Source organism: Scytonema sp. PCC 10023 (assembly GCF_963920835.1).
Lineage (GTDB): Bacteria > Cyanobacteriota > Cyanobacteriia > Cyanobacteriales > Nostocaceae > Kalymmatonema.
On sequence record NZ_CAWUDP010000033.1, the window covers coordinates 41143 to 57883 of the forward strand.

15 protein-coding genes are annotated in these 16741 nt (G+C 43.8%); 9 read left to right on the forward strand and 6 right to left on the reverse strand.

The annotated features are described in order from the left end of the window. Positions 1-320: 320 nt before the first annotated feature. From ACM0OZ_RS20535 to prfC, 3 genes are all read right to left on the reverse strand, one after another. Positions 321-2525: a M48 family metalloprotease gene (locus ACM0OZ_RS20535; RefSeq protein ID WP_414584665.1), complete on the reverse strand. Its 2205-nt coding sequence runs from the start codon at positions 2523-2525 to the stop codon at positions 321-323. Positions 2526-2744: 219 nt separating this feature from the next. Continuing rightward, positions 2745-3056 carry a hypothetical protein gene (locus tag ACM0OZ_RS20540; RefSeq protein WP_414584666.1) on the reverse strand — a complete coding sequence of 104 codons (312 nt, stop codon included), beginning with the start codon at positions 3054-3056 and terminating at the stop codon, positions 2745-2747. 99 nt (positions 3057-3155) lie between these two features. Beyond that, positions 3156-4793, reverse strand: coding sequence for a peptide chain release factor 3 (gene prfC, locus ACM0OZ_RS20545; RefSeq protein WP_414584667.1), 1638 nt, complete (start codon positions 4791-4793; stop codon positions 3156-3158). A gap of 137 nt (positions 4794-4930) precedes the next feature. Between prfC and ACM0OZ_RS20550 the strand changes: the two genes are divergently transcribed. The 4 genes from ACM0OZ_RS20550 (at position 4931) to ACM0OZ_RS20565 (ending at position 8642) form a co-directional block, all read left to right on the forward strand. After that, positions 4931-5272: a DUF4870 domain-containing protein gene (locus tag ACM0OZ_RS20550; RefSeq protein WP_414584668.1), complete on the forward strand. Its 342-nt coding sequence runs from the start codon at positions 4931-4933 to the stop codon at positions 5270-5272. Between the two features lie 569 nt (positions 5273-5841). Beyond that, entirely contained in the window at positions 5842-6849 is a 1008-nt protein-coding gene (locus ACM0OZ_RS20555; protein WP_414584669.1) for a hypothetical protein, read from the forward strand. 105 nt (positions 6850-6954) lie between these two features. Next, positions 6955-7935 carry a porphobilinogen synthase gene (hemB, locus tag ACM0OZ_RS20560; protein WP_414584670.1) on the forward strand — a complete coding sequence of 327 codons (981 nt, stop codon included), beginning with the start codon at positions 6955-6957 and terminating at the stop codon, positions 7933-7935. 371 nt (positions 7936-8306) lie between these two features. Then, on the forward strand, positions 8307-8642 hold the full coding sequence (locus ACM0OZ_RS20565) for a helix-turn-helix domain-containing protein (RefSeq protein ID WP_414584671.1): 336 nt from the start codon (positions 8307-8309) through the stop codon (positions 8640-8642). A 128-nt stretch (positions 8643-8770) separates the two neighbouring features. On the opposite strand, the gene ACM0OZ_RS20570 is transcribed toward ACM0OZ_RS20565, so the two are convergent. After that, positions 8771-8917 (reverse strand): hypothetical protein, encoded by a 147-nt coding sequence (locus ACM0OZ_RS20570; RefSeq protein ID WP_414584673.1) that lies wholly within the window; start codon positions 8915-8917, stop codon positions 8771-8773. Positions 8918-9323: 406 nt separating this feature from the next. Beyond that, a complete protein-coding gene (locus ACM0OZ_RS20575; RefSeq protein WP_414584674.1) occupies positions 9324-10508 on the reverse strand; it encodes a hypothetical protein in 1185 nt (394 codons plus the stop codon). A 490-nt stretch (positions 10509-10998) separates the two neighbouring features. Between ACM0OZ_RS20575 and ACM0OZ_RS20580 the strand changes: the two genes are divergently transcribed. From ACM0OZ_RS20580 to ACM0OZ_RS20600, 5 genes are all read left to right on the forward strand, one after another. Then, entirely contained in the window at positions 10999-11982 is a 984-nt protein-coding gene (locus ACM0OZ_RS20580) for an alpha-ketoacid dehydrogenase subunit beta (RefSeq protein WP_414584675.1), read from the forward strand. 183 nt (positions 11983-12165) lie between these two features. Continuing rightward, the gene (secD, locus tag ACM0OZ_RS20585; protein ID WP_414584714.1) at positions 12166-13578 is read left to right on the forward strand and encodes a protein translocase subunit SecD; all 1413 of its coding nucleotides are present in this window, start codon (positions 12166-12168) and stop codon (positions 13576-13578) included. After that, a complete protein-coding gene (gene secF, locus ACM0OZ_RS20590; RefSeq protein ID WP_414584676.1) occupies positions 13575-14555 on the forward strand; it encodes a protein translocase subunit SecF in 981 nt (326 codons plus the stop codon). The genes secD and secF overlap by 4 nt, the downstream gene beginning before the upstream one ends. A 146-nt stretch (positions 14556-14701) precedes the next feature. Continuing rightward, entirely contained in the window at positions 14702-15115 is a 414-nt protein-coding gene (locus ACM0OZ_RS20595) for a hypothetical protein (RefSeq protein WP_414584677.1), read from the forward strand. Positions 15116-15221: 106 nt separating this feature from the next. Then, the gene (locus ACM0OZ_RS20600; protein WP_414584678.1) at positions 15222-15695 is read left to right on the forward strand and encodes a GNAT family N-acetyltransferase; all 474 of its coding nucleotides are present in this window, start codon (positions 15222-15224) and stop codon (positions 15693-15695) included. Here the strand turns inward: ACM0OZ_RS20600 and ACM0OZ_RS20605 are convergent. Continuing rightward, positions 15646-16578, reverse strand: coding sequence for a sensor histidine kinase (locus ACM0OZ_RS20605; RefSeq protein WP_414584679.1), 933 nt, complete (start codon positions 16576-16578; stop codon positions 15646-15648). The genes ACM0OZ_RS20600 and ACM0OZ_RS20605 overlap by 50 nt on opposite strands. Positions 16579-16741: the final 163 nt, after the last annotated feature.

Below are 16741 nucleotides of genomic sequence, written 5' to 3' on the forward strand. Positions count from 1 at the left end.
TGACCATTTTTCCCCAACAACCGTCATGAAACAGGGAGCGCCCATTCTTGAGCCAGTACTGCACTCCTGGTCTCACCGCCTGCAGTGCTGACTCACCAAATCAAAGATTATGGTGGGGGCTGCTCTGTCGCGACTTGGTAAACAAAAACCAGCCTGTGGCTGGCTGATTCACTGCTGTGTTGGGAAAAGGGGATATATTAGCGCAAGCAGCCGCACAGATAATTAACTTTAGTCTTCTTGTTATATCGATTGCAGCTGTTAATATTACCAAATGTAACATTTTATTTCGATTTATGCAAATTTTATTTACATACGGCTGACTAACCTTTTAAAAGGATGTAGGCTCCCCAAGCTTCTGCCGCAACAGCTAAAACTGTAGACCAAATGGGATGAAGACTGTAGATAGTTGTACCGCTTTGAGTTTGCAAAGTTTGGATATCAATCCAAGGCGTTGCTCCTCGCCGTAACCAACCTGTGACTGTAATTTGGCAACCAATCAAGTCCTGAGGATTGACGTGTTGCCCTATCCACGAAATGTAGTGTAATTTCACCAAAGCCGTGTTGGATTGGAGGATGAAATCTTGGCTCGAGCAGTTACTTGCACCTCGACGACCTAATAACTTACCCACGAAGCGGACCGCTATGCTGTCAGATGGAAGAACGGCTGGGTTGGATAAGAGGTTAGGCAATCGGTCATCAGTTTGGGCAGTGGTAAGTTTAATATCAGGAAAAAAAGAATTGATCCGGAATAATGTACCGATACTAAATCCAATCAGTACGCAACCTGTCACAAAAGACCAATCATCGTATATCCACTTTAAGTTCAAAAACTTAAGTGCGTATGCCGTTTGCCAAATGAGCCAAATCAGAACGGCAAACACAACACCTATGGGAATTCCTAAAAAGGGAGCGATTTGAAATAAAAAAGATTGAGGCTTCACTCTCAAAGGCTGTTGGCTTTCCAAATTCAATTCTGTTTCTAAATGCCAACGGCGGGCTATTGATAGCAAACGTTGCAGGCGATCGCCGATCAAAGGATGAGTATTATTGATCACAAACCACCAACGATAGGGATTAAGATAGTCCCACATCAAAAACGATTCAAACGTTGTGTGGGAAGCAATACTACCCAAACAAATACTTTGCTGGTGGCTCACAGGCGCTAGTATATTTAAGCTTTCTAACTGCCAACTCGTGTGTTCTTGTTTTTGGATATCATCGGCAATACCAATGGCAATTTTGAGTAAGGCACGAACAAGACCATTAGGATTACCAGTGATTTCAACAGCAAAGCGATCGCTATAGTAAAGCCGTAACTGTGACAACCATATGCTTGTTCCAGTAATCAAACACCAAACTCCATAGGTCACGCTTGCCATAATACCCACGATAGGACGCCAAATTCGCGCTGTTGTTCTGTCTCCCCATTGAGAAAAAGACTGATATGCTTTATATATTGGAATTGTTACAAGTAGCAGCAAAGACATCACCACAAAATCCCAATGGACAATATGCCCTAACTGGCTGGCATAAATTGTGCCTATTTCATCATCTGCTAGTTGCTCTAACAGCCCCTGACTCACCACAATTCGGGCTGTGCGTGGTAAATTTCCATAAGTCAGCGCCAAGGGTGCTGCCAAAGGTAAAACACCAAGTTTTGGTATCTCCCAGCCTCTCTGCTGACAACAGCCTTGCAGCACCCGAACAGCTTCTTTACTGTATCTATTTAAGGTATCTCTCTCCAATTTTCTCTGATCGTAAAAATTTATAAGTATTCGATCTAGTAACCAGGGAGAAAAGCCTATCAAAATGAGCAGTAGCAATAGCAAGAATAAAGTAGGATTAGCCGAGAAAAGCTGTATTGGCTGCAAATATGGTAGTTTACTAAGGATATCGTTGATAAATCGCATCACCAACACGAGCAATTCCCGCATCAGCCACAACAAAGCAATGAATGTTCCTGCTATCAGCAGCCGAAAGGGTATTAAGTTGAGCTTTTGCAGCGGTTGCCAAGACTGTGCTCTTCTTGCTTGTCGCCAATGAATTGTCAGTGGTTTAGCTTTTTCGCGACTGACTGGAGGAGGGGATGAGGAGGATGAGGAGGATGAGGGGGATGAGGGGGATGAGGGGGATGAGGAGGATGAGGAGGATGAGGGGGATGAGGGAGATGTTGCTCTCTCATCTTCCCGGTTCCTTTTGTCCGCTTCAATCGGGACAGAACGTGTGACATCAGTTGTTGATGTTTCACTACTTTGATAAGGTAGTGTCAATTGCTCTAAGGTGCGATTTGCCCACTCTTCTACTTGGGAATTTTGACTTTGAGTGAGAGTTTCGCATAAGGCGATCGCCTTTGGGATATTGCCGCTTTTTGCATAAGCTACGACTAACCCTATCTGCGCTTGCAAAACAGTGTTGCTGTTGGCAGTTGCAGCTACTGCTTCTAGAGTGGCGATCGCGCTTTGGAAATCACCCTGCTTAACTGCGGATAATCCTGCCTCCAAAGATGGTTCAGGATGTGAAGGCATAAAAATTTTCTCACTCCGGTCTTTGTTAACTCATTCGCCGTAAGTCCCCCACTATAACGGTACTCCGTTTAGTGGCGGGATTGCTCTGGCGGACAATGACGCTCGTCACCTCCGACTAATATCAACCGTCAGGTTGATGAGGGAGTGGGGTGGTTGAGGAATTGTCAATTCCTCGGGAATATTACGAGTAAGTGTTGTATAATAGTATTGGTCGATGATCTACCTAGCTGGCTGACAACAAAACGTCAAAGTAGCGGTAGTACGCTTACGCAGGTAACTAGCAGAACTAGGGAATGGGCGAGTCCGCTGATCCAACAAGATATCATGATGAGCCTCGGAACAAAAATGAATAACTGCCTGCGGGAGGCGGGCGGCTGCGCGGGTTCCTTCTTGCAAGGATAAAGGTAGAAATACCAGAGACGCGGTGTAAGACCAAGTTGTGGCAACACAAGGAGGCGGCGGCGAATGAGACGCGAAGCCCCCACCATAATCGGTACTCCGATTTGGTGGTGGGTACTTCACAATACCCATCTATGAGCTTTTTCAAGCACTTCGCTCGTAAATAGTGAGTAGTTGTAGAGACGCGCTGTTTGAAGCGTCTCTACATTAGTTGGTAGGAACCACTAACAACTAACTCTTTGAATCATTTATCGGTTGTTGTCCGGAAACAACTGGGGCTATAGCGCTCAATTTCAATTCTGGATGGTCTTCCTGCAATTGATGGCAATTCCATTCATTGCGGAATAGTAACACTGGACGCCCCATGCTGTCTTTTACTGTTGTGGTATTGAATAAGCGTCCTATCTTATTCAATGCTTCCCATCCACCCTCTACCCAACGGGCGACAGAGTAAGGCAACAATTCGAGCAGAGTTTCGACTCCATACTCGTTTTGCAATCGGAACTGTACCACTTCAAATTGCAACTGACCAACGGCTGCCAAAATTGGGTCGCGTTTCGCTTCATCTACTGAGTACATTATTTGCACGGCTCCTTCTTCTCGCAATTCCGAAACTCCTTTTTGGAATTGCTTGAATTTAGATGGGTTGGGGTTACGCAGAAGTGCAAATAACTCGGGCGAGAAATAGGGAATTCCCTCATATTCCAGCTTTTGACCAGAATAAATTGTGTCACCTATGGCAAAAACACCTGGATTGTTCAAACCGATGACATCACCTGCGTAAGCGACATCTATTGATTCGCGTTCTTGAGCAAATAATTTTTGTGGGCGGGACAGGCGGATAGTTTTGCCTGTGCGGGCATGATTCACTATCATATCTTTTTCAAATCTACCCGTACAAACGCGCACAAAAGCGACGCGATCGCGGTGCTTCGGGTCCATGTTTGCTTGGAGTTTGAAGACAAATCCAGAAAAGTCCGGATTGGTGGGGGGAACTTCACCAACACTGCTATTGTGGGAACCAGGTCTGAGGGCGTAGTTAAGGAAGTATTTTAGGAATAACTCTACCCCGAAGTTGGTCATGGCACTACCAAAGAAAACGGGTGTCATTTTGCCTTGATGAACCAATTCCAAATCTAATTCTGGTCCCACCCCTTCTAGGAGTTCTAAATCGTTTTTCAGTTGGTAGTAAAGGTCTTGTTCTAAAAGTTCTTCTATTCTGGCATCGCCCAAATCAACCACTGTGTCCACAGCTTCACGGCTACCGTGGGCGCTTCTTTCAAACAAGTGAATTTGTTCTTTGTGGCGATCATACACACCTTTGAAGCGATCGCCCATACCAATGGGCCAATTCACAGCATAAGTTTGCAACCCTAATTCTTGCTCAATCTCGTCCAACAGTTCCAAAGGTTCCCTTCCCGGACGGTCAAGTTTGTTCACAAATGTGAAAATGGGTATACCGCGCATCTTACACACTTCAAACAACTTCCGCGTTTGCGGTTCCAAACCTTTTGCCGCATCAATCAGCATCACGGCATTGTCTGCTGCTGCCAGGGTACGATAAGTATCTTCGCTAAAATCCTGGTGTCCAGGCGTATCTAACAAATTTATCTGACAGTCCTGATATTCAAACTGCAACACTGTAGAGGTAATCGAAATACCTCGTTGTTGTTCCATAGCCATCCAGTCAGAGGTGGCTTTGCGCTGCGCCCGTCTTGCTTTCACTGCGCCAGCTTCATGAATTGCTCCTCCGTACAGCAGAAGCTTTTCTGTCAGTGTCGTTTTCCCCGCGTCTGGGTGAGAAATAATCGCAAAGTTGCGACGATGAGCAACTGCTTTATGCAATTCCGACTGTATTTCAGTAGACATACTGTAATTTGCTTGCTTGTAACTTAACTTAACTTAACTTTTTCCAACTTTAGCGAGTCTTTTAATCTTAAGATAACAATGCTCGTGATAGGGTCGTTATATAATAACCACGCTAAACTGAAGGAGAAAAAAAAAGAATGTACGATCCAGACAAACGCAAGATTCTATCAGCAGTCAGTCATGGTGCAATCTTCTTAAGCGCTACTTTAGTGTCTGTAGGTCTACCCATAGCCATATTCTTTTTGTCAGAAGACCCAGTTGTTAAGGAAAATGCTAAAGAGTCAATCAACTTCCACTTTAATGTATGGCTTTATGGAGCGATTGTAACAGGATTAACTTGGATAACCTTTGGTTTGCTGTTACCACTAGCAGGTTTATGGTTTCTAGTCCATTGGGGACTGACAATTTGGGCGATTTACCATGTTCTTACCGATCCAGATAAACCCTTCCGTTATCCCTTCATTCTCAGGGTTTTTTAGTCATTAAGTCAGTAGTCATTAGCCTTTAGTCATTCATCAAAAAACTATCGGTTGATGAATTATTCATTCTGGACTAATTGCGCGCACATCACCATTAATTTTTAATAACGTCCAGATGTAGAATTTGAGGGAACTTTTAATATTTTTGCTCGGCAATGTAGCTGTAAAATAGAAAATTGCCCCACAGCGTCATAAGCATTAGGGGAGAAGAGCCACTTGCGTGTTCGTTTCCCCCGAATCTCGCAAGTGGCGTGATAGTTAAGCGCTTTTTGTAGTCTGTCTGACTAAAGAGCGTTTTTGTTCTACGTATATGACGCTTTGTTTTTTGTCCATCAAAGTTTGCTCAAAAAGTTTTGTAAACTTTTTCGGAGAATATTAGCACTAAGCTAAAGTCATCAGATCAACACAGACCTTCATTTATGCCTTATCGAATAAGTGCATAAGTTGATTTGACTGACAGCTATATAAAAAATACAGATGCAAGGTTTTAATTATAGCCGTCACGTGGCTCTCTGTGCCTTGCGATTTTGTAACTTTATGAAACTCATGTGAATTTAAAAGGTTTGCTTATGGCTACTGATTACGTCCTATTTATTCATGGTGTCAATACTCGCTCTGAACCAGAAAAACCGGACTACGCCGACAAACTGTTCGAGCTAATTAGAAAAAATGTTGACAAATGCTACGAACTCCAAAAAATACCTCTTTACTGGGGCGAGGTGAACCAGGAAGGAGAAAAGAAACTCCTCTCCAAGCTCCAGTCTGAAGACGGTTGTTGGCAACAGCTTTGGTTCCAAAAATTCCGCCAAACGACACTACTCCAGTTTGCTGGTGATGCTGCTTCATACATCAGCCGCACTGTTGGTTCCAAGGTTGTCGAAAAGCTCAATCAGGACATGCTAAACCATGGATTAGATAAGGCTGACTCAGAAGATCGGTTGCATCTAGTGACTCATAGCTGGGGAACAGTTATCCTATTCGACATACTGTTTGCTGAACGTTGGGATGACGAAAAGATCGAAGGTTCTAAATCTGTTCAGAAGATTCGCAAGCGCTTTTATGGCGTAGAACCCTACGCGCAGCAAGGTATTCGTATTTCCAGTATTCACACAATGGGCTCGCCTATTGCTCTGTTCAGCCTGCTAGATGTAGTGAAAGGTGAGAAACAAGCTGCTGGTGTGGCAGAATCGACACAACCTCAGGCACGTCAACACGCTACCCATGACATCACTCCCAAATTGGAAGCGCTCGTGAAGAACCTTTGCAAAAAGCTGAACGGCAACAAGCTACCTTGGCGGAACTACATTCACCCGGGAGATCCTGTGGCTTGGCCCCTCAACCCCCTAATATACAGCTTAGTGGATGGATTGAGTCAATGTGTAAACGTGGAAGATGTCGTCACCCAATTAAAAGGTTTCGACTATCTGAACCTACTTTTTAGCCAGACACCTTTAGCCGCTTTGCTCAATGGTGGTAATGCCCACGGTAGCTATTTTACAAGTACGGAGGTGGCAGACAAAATTGTCCAGAGCATTCAAGAGGCGGCGAGCCAACCTGTACTTCTTAATGTTTCATAATAGTCTGAAAACTGGCTTAAGCACGTCGTACTATACTTCATGGGGTAAGCCGCTCCTTTGGTGCAGCATTGCCCCACAAGTTAGTTGTTCATTTTAAAAAGCCCTATGTTTCCGACTCATCGCCCCCGCCGTTTGCGTACCCATCCACAACTACGCCGGATGGTACGTGAAACTGTTTTAACCACAAATGATTTAATTTACCCTCTGTTTGCCGTACCAGGTGAGGGGATTGCGAATGAAGTCAGATCTATGCCTGGTGTCTTCCAACTTTCAATAGACAAAATAGTGGAAGAAGCAAAAGAGGTGTACGACCTGGGAATTCCTGCCATTATTTTATTTGGCATTCCTGCAGATAAAGATGTGGATGCCACTGGGGCATGGCATGATTGCGGTATTGTCCAAAAAGCGGCGTCCGCTGTTAAACAAGCAGTTCCTGATTTGATTGTGATTGCTGATACTTGTTTGTGCGAGTACACGAGTCACGGACACTGCGGTTATTTGGAAGTGGGTGACTTAACCGGACGGGTTTTGAATGACCCAACTCTAGAATTACTGGGCAAAACAGCGGTTTCCCAAGCAAAAGCTGGGGCAGATATCATTGCGCCTTCCGGAATGATGGATGGATTTGTGCAAGCCATCCGCAGCGCTTTGGATGAAGCTGGATTCCAAGATACCCCGATTTTGTCTTATGCTGCCAAATATGCTTCGGCTTACTACGGTCCATTCCGGGATGCAGCAGACTCAGCCCCACAATTTGGCGATCGCCGAACATACCAAATGGATCCTGGTAACGCCAGGGAAGCCCTCAAAGAAATTGCACTGGATATCACCGAAGGTGCTGATATGCTGATGGTGAAGCCAGCTTTGGCATACATGGATATTATCTGGCGCGTTAAGGAAGCGAGTAACTTGCCTGTTGCTGCTTATAACGTTTCTGGTGAGTATTCTATGGTTAAAGCCGCAGCTTTGAACGGCTGGATTGACGAACAGCGTGTGGTGATGGAAACTCTCATCGGCTTTAAACGCGCCGGCGCAGACTTGATTTTAACCTACCATGCTAAAGATGCGGCGCGTTGGTTGCGCTAGACGCTGATTGCCTCAAGTGCCAAATCATTAAATTTGGTAACTTTGTTGATAATCTCAGACCAAGCTGCAAAGGCGCAGAGCCAATCTAGGTGTCTTTGTGTCTGGGTATGAGATTATCCTCTACTCAAGAGATAAATTTGAGCGCCGAGGCTTTTTCCGTGACAGATAAAAATACACTATAAAACAGAGGCAGCTTCCCAAACCCTTGAAAAACAATCATAACTTTTGGGGGTGAGGGCTATCGCCCGTTTGCCAGATACGTAATCAATAGATTATAAAATAATATAGTTAAGAAATAATCCTCAGTTGGCTTTTTTACGTCAATTGATTTAATAAATAAGTACGATAGTTTTAGAAAGGGAGCATTGGGTATGGATATGCAAGTCCTGAGAGAGCGTGCGGGACTTAGCCGTGCAGAGGTTGCCTTCAGGCTTGCAATTAGTGAAACTAGTGTTCGCAACTGGGAAGCAGGGCGTACAGAGCCTACCATGACACCTAAAAAATATTTAGATGCATTGCGGCTGTTTAAATGTACACCAGAAGAACTGGCTGCTGCAAGCGAAAAATCAATCAATCAACGACATAAGCGTAAACCAGGAAGACCTAGAAGATTTCCGGAAAATCAGGTTAATCAACCTCCTCAAATGAATCAGATGACTCAAGTCAGCGATTCGCCAAGTTTCCATTTGAGAGAGGCTGGATACTAAAATGAACTACCCCAACCCGCTTCGCGCTCGGTTGGGGTTTCCAAAATCCCAACTTACGGGTCGTGTTTTTGACGCTTCGCTTGGTGAACTTACCTGTTCGAGTCCTGACGGCTCTACTGGATAGAGGTTTACCATCTGCGTCTGACGACGCTAGTTCCTAACGCCGTGGCTAAATTTTTATCTAGCCCAGAAATATCTAAGGGGACAAAACCTCTATTAGACGCTGATTCTGGTATCAGGATACTGCCGTTAACTGTATCGATTAGGTTGACCATTGCCGACCAGTTACCTAGTTGCCTTTATGCTACGGGTAGTCTTCCTCTACGGCAAAGCGGGTACTTTACGTTTATGCCTCGCAGTAATAATTATAACACTGCACAGACAAAAATGCAAACTAGCTCAAACACGACCCTGAAGCGCTATCCTTCCCCACCCCGCCTTACGGCGCTCGGGTGGGGACTGCCGCGCAAGACGTTCAATTCATAGCCTGTTGCTAGCCCCTGTTTTTCAGTTCCAAAGGACGAGTCAGTTGAATAACTTCAGGCAAAAATTGGGAGTATAGTTTGATGAGCGTTGATAAGGGTGAATGACTTGATCGTATCCCCCTAGCCAGTCTGTCAGTGACACAGTTCAATCTGAGTTCAAACACTGGAGGAAGAGGGGAAACTTCGCAGTGAAACGCTAATTTGAAGGCGGCTGATCTTTACTATACGACTGAGGTTTTGGACCAGCATTACGCACATTGACAACTTTATTAAGGATATCAAACCAAAAAGGCGCACCCATGGCAATAGCTAAACCGCTCACAACCCAACCGCCAAACATGGCTATAACCTTCCAAATTTTGCGCAAGACAGCGTTAGCAGTATTGCCTTGACTAGTATTCAATGGTTCAAGATCAAGCTGTTGATTGATGTTTTGCCATCCAATGGGTACAGAAGCATCCCCTAACAGTTTCTGAATTTCCATTCTGGCATTTGAGTCATTAAGAAAATCAACTCGCTGGCTTGCACTTTGAGTAATGGCAGAGCGGATAGCCGAATCCCGTGATAGTCTGTTAAGCAGGTGAAATGTATCAGTATTGGTTAATATTGCAATTGATATCCCAATTAAAATTGCAACTCCTTTGGCATTGCGCTTATAAACACCACTTGCCCGATCCATTGAACGGTCAAACCACGTTTCAACCTCTTTTTGAAACTGATTCACTTCTTGTTTGAGGTCATCAATTTTTATCCTAGTTCTGTCAGCAATAACAGTAAGACTATTAATTAATTTATCAGGTACGCGCTCTGGTAAACTATTAACAAGATTTTGAAAATTTTGGTTTTGCTCAATCTCTCCATATATTGCTTGGATTCTTTGGTAGCTATCACTATTTTTATCATTAATACCTGTTTTCAATTCTTTATAAGTGGATAGTATCATGTGCAAGTTAGTTTGAGTACTAGGATTTTTCACATGATTAATTAACTGGGGAATTTTTAAAGTTTCTAATAAAGTGATTGCAAAGGTTTCGGAAGGAATATAGGAAGGAGCACTTTCTTTTTCTTTTGATACTTTTGAGTTAATGGTTTTAGTAACGTCTCGGAATCCCTTTTCTATTCCATCCTTTGCTTGTTGATTTAAGGTATTAATTATGGGGTCTCCATAAAGTTCCTTTACCAACTCCACTGCCTTTTCGATTTCTTCTGAACCAGTTTCGCTACCACCTGCCATAAGCAATTCAATTGATTGTTTTAAATGTTTAGCTCTCCATTGTAGAAGGGTAGAAATTAATTCCTGAATTTCAGAAGCTATCAAGCTCAAAGTTAAGTAAATAAAAACTAAGCCAAGAGCAATATCGAAAACAACAGGTAGATTCATTGACATACTCCCATTATCTTTTAAAGGCTAATCGGGTAACAGGTAAATTCTTTGGTATTGTATAAGACATTTATCCAAGTCAGAAAATTGCTTAATTAAAGTTTAAAAGTTACATTTGGCAAATGGTATTTTGGAAAAAATATGAAAATTTCCCACAACGAAATATGTCATTTCAACGTGTTCTAGCTTATCACTGAGAACATTCCTGACTGAAAAGAATTTGTCATGAAGAAAGTTAATACACGCGTTGTGGTTCCACAATAAGGTCTGCCTTGTACAAAGCACGTCATATGTGTCACTGATTTATAAATTAGGTAAAGTCCGTGTAGGAAAGGGCGAAAAAGTACCAGAACCCGTAATAATAGTGTCTGTGTTGTCCTCTGAACTTTTTACGGTTTATGACTATAGATGCAACTCGTGCAATTGCTCACCGTCTTGGAGAGCAGATGCGCGATAAGATTCAAGAACAATAATCGATAATATTGGTCAAATGGCAGAAACACTGTTCTTCAACGCTTTGCGGGAAGCCATTGATGAAGAAATGGCGCGTGACGCAACTGTCTTCGTTCTTGGTGAAGACGTAGGACACTACGGCGGTTCCTACAAAGTAACTAAAGACTTATACAAAAAATATGGCGATCTCCGACTTCTAGACACTCCGATTGCTGAAAACAGCTTTACAGGTTTAGCTGTTGGGGCAGCAATGACCGGGTTGCGACCAATTGTTGAAGGCATGAACATGGGCTTCTTGCTTCTTGCCTTTAACCAAATAGCTAACAATGCTGGAATGCTGCGCTATACTTCCGGCGGTAACTTTAAAATTCCAATGGTGATTCGCGGTCCTGGAGGTGTAGGAAGACAGTTGGGCGCAGAACACTCCCAGCGCCTAGAAGCATACTTCCAAGCCGTACCAGGGTTGAAAATTGTTGCCTGCTCTACTCCTTACAACGCCAAAGGATTGCTGAAATCCGCTATCCGCAATGATAACCCGGTGTTGTTCTTTGAACATGTTCTGCTTTACAACTTGAAAGAAGACTTACCAGAAGAAGAATACCTACTGCCTTTGGATAAAGCAGAAGTTGTACGGCAGGGAAAAGATGTCACAATATTGACATACTCGCGGATGAGGCATCATGTGATGCAAGCAGTAAAAACATTGGAAAAACAAGGTTATGACCCAGAAGTCATTGACCTGATATCACTCAAGCCACTAGATTTTGATACAATTGGTGCATCAGTAAGAAAAACACATCAAGTGATTATCGTGGAAGAGGGCATGAGAACAGGAGGCATTGGAGCAGAATTAATTGCCTCTATCAATGAACGCTTGTTTGATGAATTGGATGCACCTGTACTGCGGCTTTCTTCCCAAGATATTCCCACGCCTTACAACGGTACTATGGAAAGATTAACGATTGTTCAACCAGAGCAAATTGTTGAAGCTGTGGAAAAAATGGTAGCTTTGCGCGTCTAAGATTGGAAAGTGGAATTTGGGTAGTCGTTAGTAGTTATTCGTAAAGAATAACTAGCAACGCTCCAAATGTACAGACGCTTCAAACAGTGCGTTTCTACTAACAAATGTACAGACGCGCCATGGCGCGTCTCTACAACTCTTCCAAAGAGCGCTATCATAGCCTTTGTCGCAGCGAGTAAGGGTATGCAAAGACAGCGATCGCTATTAGCTTTGATTTTAATCTTGGTAATTGCCGCCATTACGGTGATTGCCACAATTCCTATACCTCTAGGGTTAGACTTGCGGGGAGGTTCACAGCTTACCATTCAGGTGAAAACCACACCAGAAATTCAGCAAATTACCGAACGAGAATTGGATGCTGTCAAAAGCGTCGTTGAAGGTCGGATCAATGGTTTGGGTGTTTCTGAACCAGTCATCCAAACGGTAGGTACAGACCAAATTTTAGTACAACTGCCCGGAGTTAATGACCCAGAGCAAGCAGAACGAGTCCTGGGAGGTACGGCAGAATTAGAGTTTCGCAAGCAAAAGCCAAATACAGAAACTCAAGTTATTGCTCTTCAAGCATCCAGAGCACAACTGAAGGCAAAGCAGGAACAATTAAGGAAGAGCAACGATAAAGCTGCTATAGAGAAAAATCAACAAGAACTGCAAAACAATACTAAAGCAATTGCGGAATTGTTTGAAAGCACAAACCCACCACTCAGTGGTAAATACCTCAAGGACGCCTATGGCGAACCAACGCAAGGAAGTGACTGGAATGTTGCTATTCGCTTTAATGAAAAGGGTGGTGAGGTGTTTGCTGAACTGACGAAACAACTCGCCGGTACCGGACGCAGCATAGGTATTTTTCTGGACAACGAACTCATTAGTGCTCCCACCGTAGGACCCGAATTCGCTACCACGGGTATTACTGGTGGTTCTGCTGTGATTACAGGTCGATTTACTGCACAACAAGCCAACGACTTAGGCGTGCAACTACGTGGTGGCGCGTTACCCGTACCAGTAGAAATTGGAGAAATCCGGACTGTTGGGGCGACATTAGGTAAAGATAGTATACAAAGCAGCATCTATGCTGGCATCGGTGGTCTGACTTTAGTATTAATATTTATGGTGGTCTACTATCGATTGCCGGGATTGATTGCGGATATAGCTCTTGTGATTTACTCCCTTTTAACTTGGGCAAGCTTTGCTTTGTTAGGCGTTACCCTCACACTACCAGGTATTGCTGGTTTTATCCTCAGTATTGGTATGGCGGTTGATGCTAACGTGCTGATTTTTGAGCGTACACGGGAAGAATTACGAGCAGGCAAATCTCTGTATCGTTCTGTAGAATCCGGTTTTTACCGAGCGTTTTCTAGTATTTTAGATAGTAACGTGACAACATGGATTGCCTGTGCGGCACTCTTCTGGCTCGGTTCTGGGTTGGTGAAAGGCTTTGCTCTGACCTTAGCTTTGGGTGTGGCTGTCAGTATGTTTTCAGCAATCACCTGTAGTCGCACACTTATGTTTTTCGCAATTTCATTCCCTTCGCTGCGCAAAACCGAACTTTTCTGTCCGAACCTGCCAGTGACGAATAAGGCAGAGGTGGCTCGATGAGACTCAGTATCAACAAATCAAGAGGACTTTGGTGGATTGTTTCCTCCGCGATTATCCTTGCCGGTATCATCTCAATGGTGATTTCTTGGCAACAACTTGGTGCTCCGCTGCGTCCCGGTCTGGATTTTATCGGTGGTACGCGGCTGCAGTTTGAACGAGATTGTACCAAACCAGGTAACTGCGACAAAGCGATTGATGTCAACGTCGTGCGGGAAGTAGCCAGAGCACAAGGGCTGGGTGATAGCAGTATCCAAATTATTGCCGATAAAGAGACAAGGAAAGAAAACGGTGTATTAATTCGGACAAAAACTTTAACTCCCGAACAGCGTACCCAGTTGCAAAACGCTATCAGTGAGAAAATTGGCGCTTTTGACCCTGAGAAAAACCAAATTGATACGGTGGGTCCTAGCGTCGGGCAAGATCTGTTTCGGTCTGGTGTCATCGCTTTGATCGTTTCCTTCATTGGCATTGTTGTCTACATGGCTTTTCGCTTCCAGTTAGACTATGCCCTTTTTGCGATTGTTGCTCTATTCCACGATATTTTCATCACGCTCGGGATTTTTTCGATTTTGGGTTTGACACTAGGGACAGAAGTAGATAGCCTCTTTATCGTAGCCCTGCTGACGATTACAGGTTTTTCGGTTAACGATACTGTGGTCATTTATGACCGTATTCGCGAAACTATCAAAACTAATCCTGAACGCCGCTTTGCCGATGTTGTAGATGATGCGGTAAACCAAACCCTAACACGGTCAATAAACACAACCTTAACCGTGTTGCTGACATTACTTGCGCTCTTCCTATTTGGAGGAGAAACACTGAAAAATTTTGCTTTAGCATTGATTATTGGTTTTGCTGCTGGGGCTTATTCCAGTATTTTTATCGCCAGCACTCTCCTTTCTTTGTGGCGAGAGTATAAAGGTGAATCAGTACTACCCAATCGCCCCGAATCAATAGATGCTTCAGTTGATAGTTAGTTATGAGTGATGAGTTAGGAGTTAGGAGTTAAGAATAATAAATACTTCATTTTTTCCCCAATACTCGCGCTCGTCGCAAAGCGTCCCGTGAGGGATACGCTCTTTATCCCATTGCCCCATCTCCCCCCTCCATCTCCTACCCACTTATGGCTCAACGAGAACAACCATCACCAAATAGCTGGTATCCTGACGAAAGCGATCCGTCTTTTGCTAAACAAGTACAAAAGCTGCACCAGCTACAGGTATATACCAGGTGGTTGTTTGTCGGTTTTTTGTGGCTAACTGTTGTGCCTGTTTGTGTGTGGGATTTACGTTCTGAAATTGCACTGTGGCGACAATACTTTACCTGGGTAGCTGTGCGATACGGGCTATACTATCATCCCTTGGCTACTTTTGGTCTATATTTTTGTCTGGGTATCACCCTTGCTGTTCTTATTTGGCAAAGTCGGAATGCGCTACTAGGACTACCACAGCAGGAAAAGCAACGCCTAGAACAACAGATTTGTCGGATACGTCAGCAAGGACCAAGTCATCCTTTATGGAGATGGGTTTGCAGTTAAATTAAAGTATTAATTTTTTTAAAGTTTATCATTGATACAATTCAACCGCTATCTTGCAAAATCGGATTCAGGATAGCGAATATACTCGTGCAATTCGGTAAAATCCATGAATGATAGTCATACTCAAATTCGATTTAGCGATCGCAAGTCTGAAATCGATCTTTATCAGATCCAGCAGCTATTAAACGTTTCTGCTTTTTGGGCAAAAGGTCGCAGCATCGAAGATTTGGGCATAGCCATTGCCAACAGTGACCCTGTGATTACCGTTTGGGATGGAGAACGGCTGATTGGCTTTGCCAGAGCAACTTCCGATGGCATCTACCGCGCTACTATTTGGGATGTTGCCATCGATCCAGAGTTCCGTGGTGTTGGACTGGGAAGCAAGTTGGTGGAAACCGTTTTGAGCCATCCCCGTATGAACCGCGTTGAGCGTATCTACTTAATGACTACTCACAAGCAGCGGTTCTACGAAAGGATTGGTTTCCAAGCTAATTCCACCACTACAATGGTGCTATATAATCAACCGAACTTTAGTTCTCTTCCAGCGGAAATTCAGCTTCAGGAATCACTCGGGGGATAGATATTTGTAGCCTCCTCACATCGTCGGCTTGTCCCTCAGTGGTGGGAAAGGGAACGATTTCCAACTTTCCCGCCATGACTTCCAAAAGAGTTTGATTGAGTAATAGCTTCATTCCAGGCATGAAAATGTCTTTTTTCCCATCAGCCTCAAGCATCTTTTCTTGTGATGTTATAAAATCTATCGGCTCACTTTGGGGAGCCGCATCAGTTGGCACATCTAACCAAATGTGAACGCAATCACTCGTCTGGGAAACTTTGGCAGAAATACAGATACTGCCTTCCTCCATCAGACCAATGGAAGTTTCCACCAAATTTACTAAGACTTGTCGTAACCAAAAAGGGTCTGCAAAAATATAAATTTCTGGATCTGGTGCTATCAGTTGGAAGGGAAAATTGCGGTTTTCCGCCAACATATAAGTTAAGTTATGAACTTCCTGCAATAGTTCCGCTAGTTTTAAAGGCTGAATATTTAATTTGTTCGTACCATGTTCGATTCTGGCAACGCTAAGAATTTCATCAATCAGTTTTAGCAGCTTCAGCGCTCGCTCGTGAGCTTGAGCGATAAATTCTCGCTCTTCTTCTGGATTTTCACATAAGTTAGACAAAATTAACTGATGCAAACCAATCAAACCATTCAAGGGCGATCGCAATACGTGAGTCGTCCGCGCCAAAAACCCTGCCTTAAACTGGCTGATTTCCCGTGCCATAAAATACGCTAGCTGCGTTTGCTTGATCTGTTGCAGGAGTGCCGATGTAGCCTGTTGTTCATCGACCGATGAGACTGTGGATGAGCTAGAAGACGCCTCCCGCCGCGCAAATAACCCACTCACACTCACCCCTAATGCTAGTCCTACTCCTAAATATACCCAGTGACTCCAATTCATAATCTGGCAACAATCACGTTTTTAATAAACCATAGAGGCAGAAAACAAAGTTCCAGAGTTTCCATTTCACTCCTTTCCAACAGAGTCCTCCAATCCTGAATTTCTAGCTACAGGTAAAAATTCTTCTATTTCTGACTCAGTTTTAAGGTTGAAGAGAAAACTT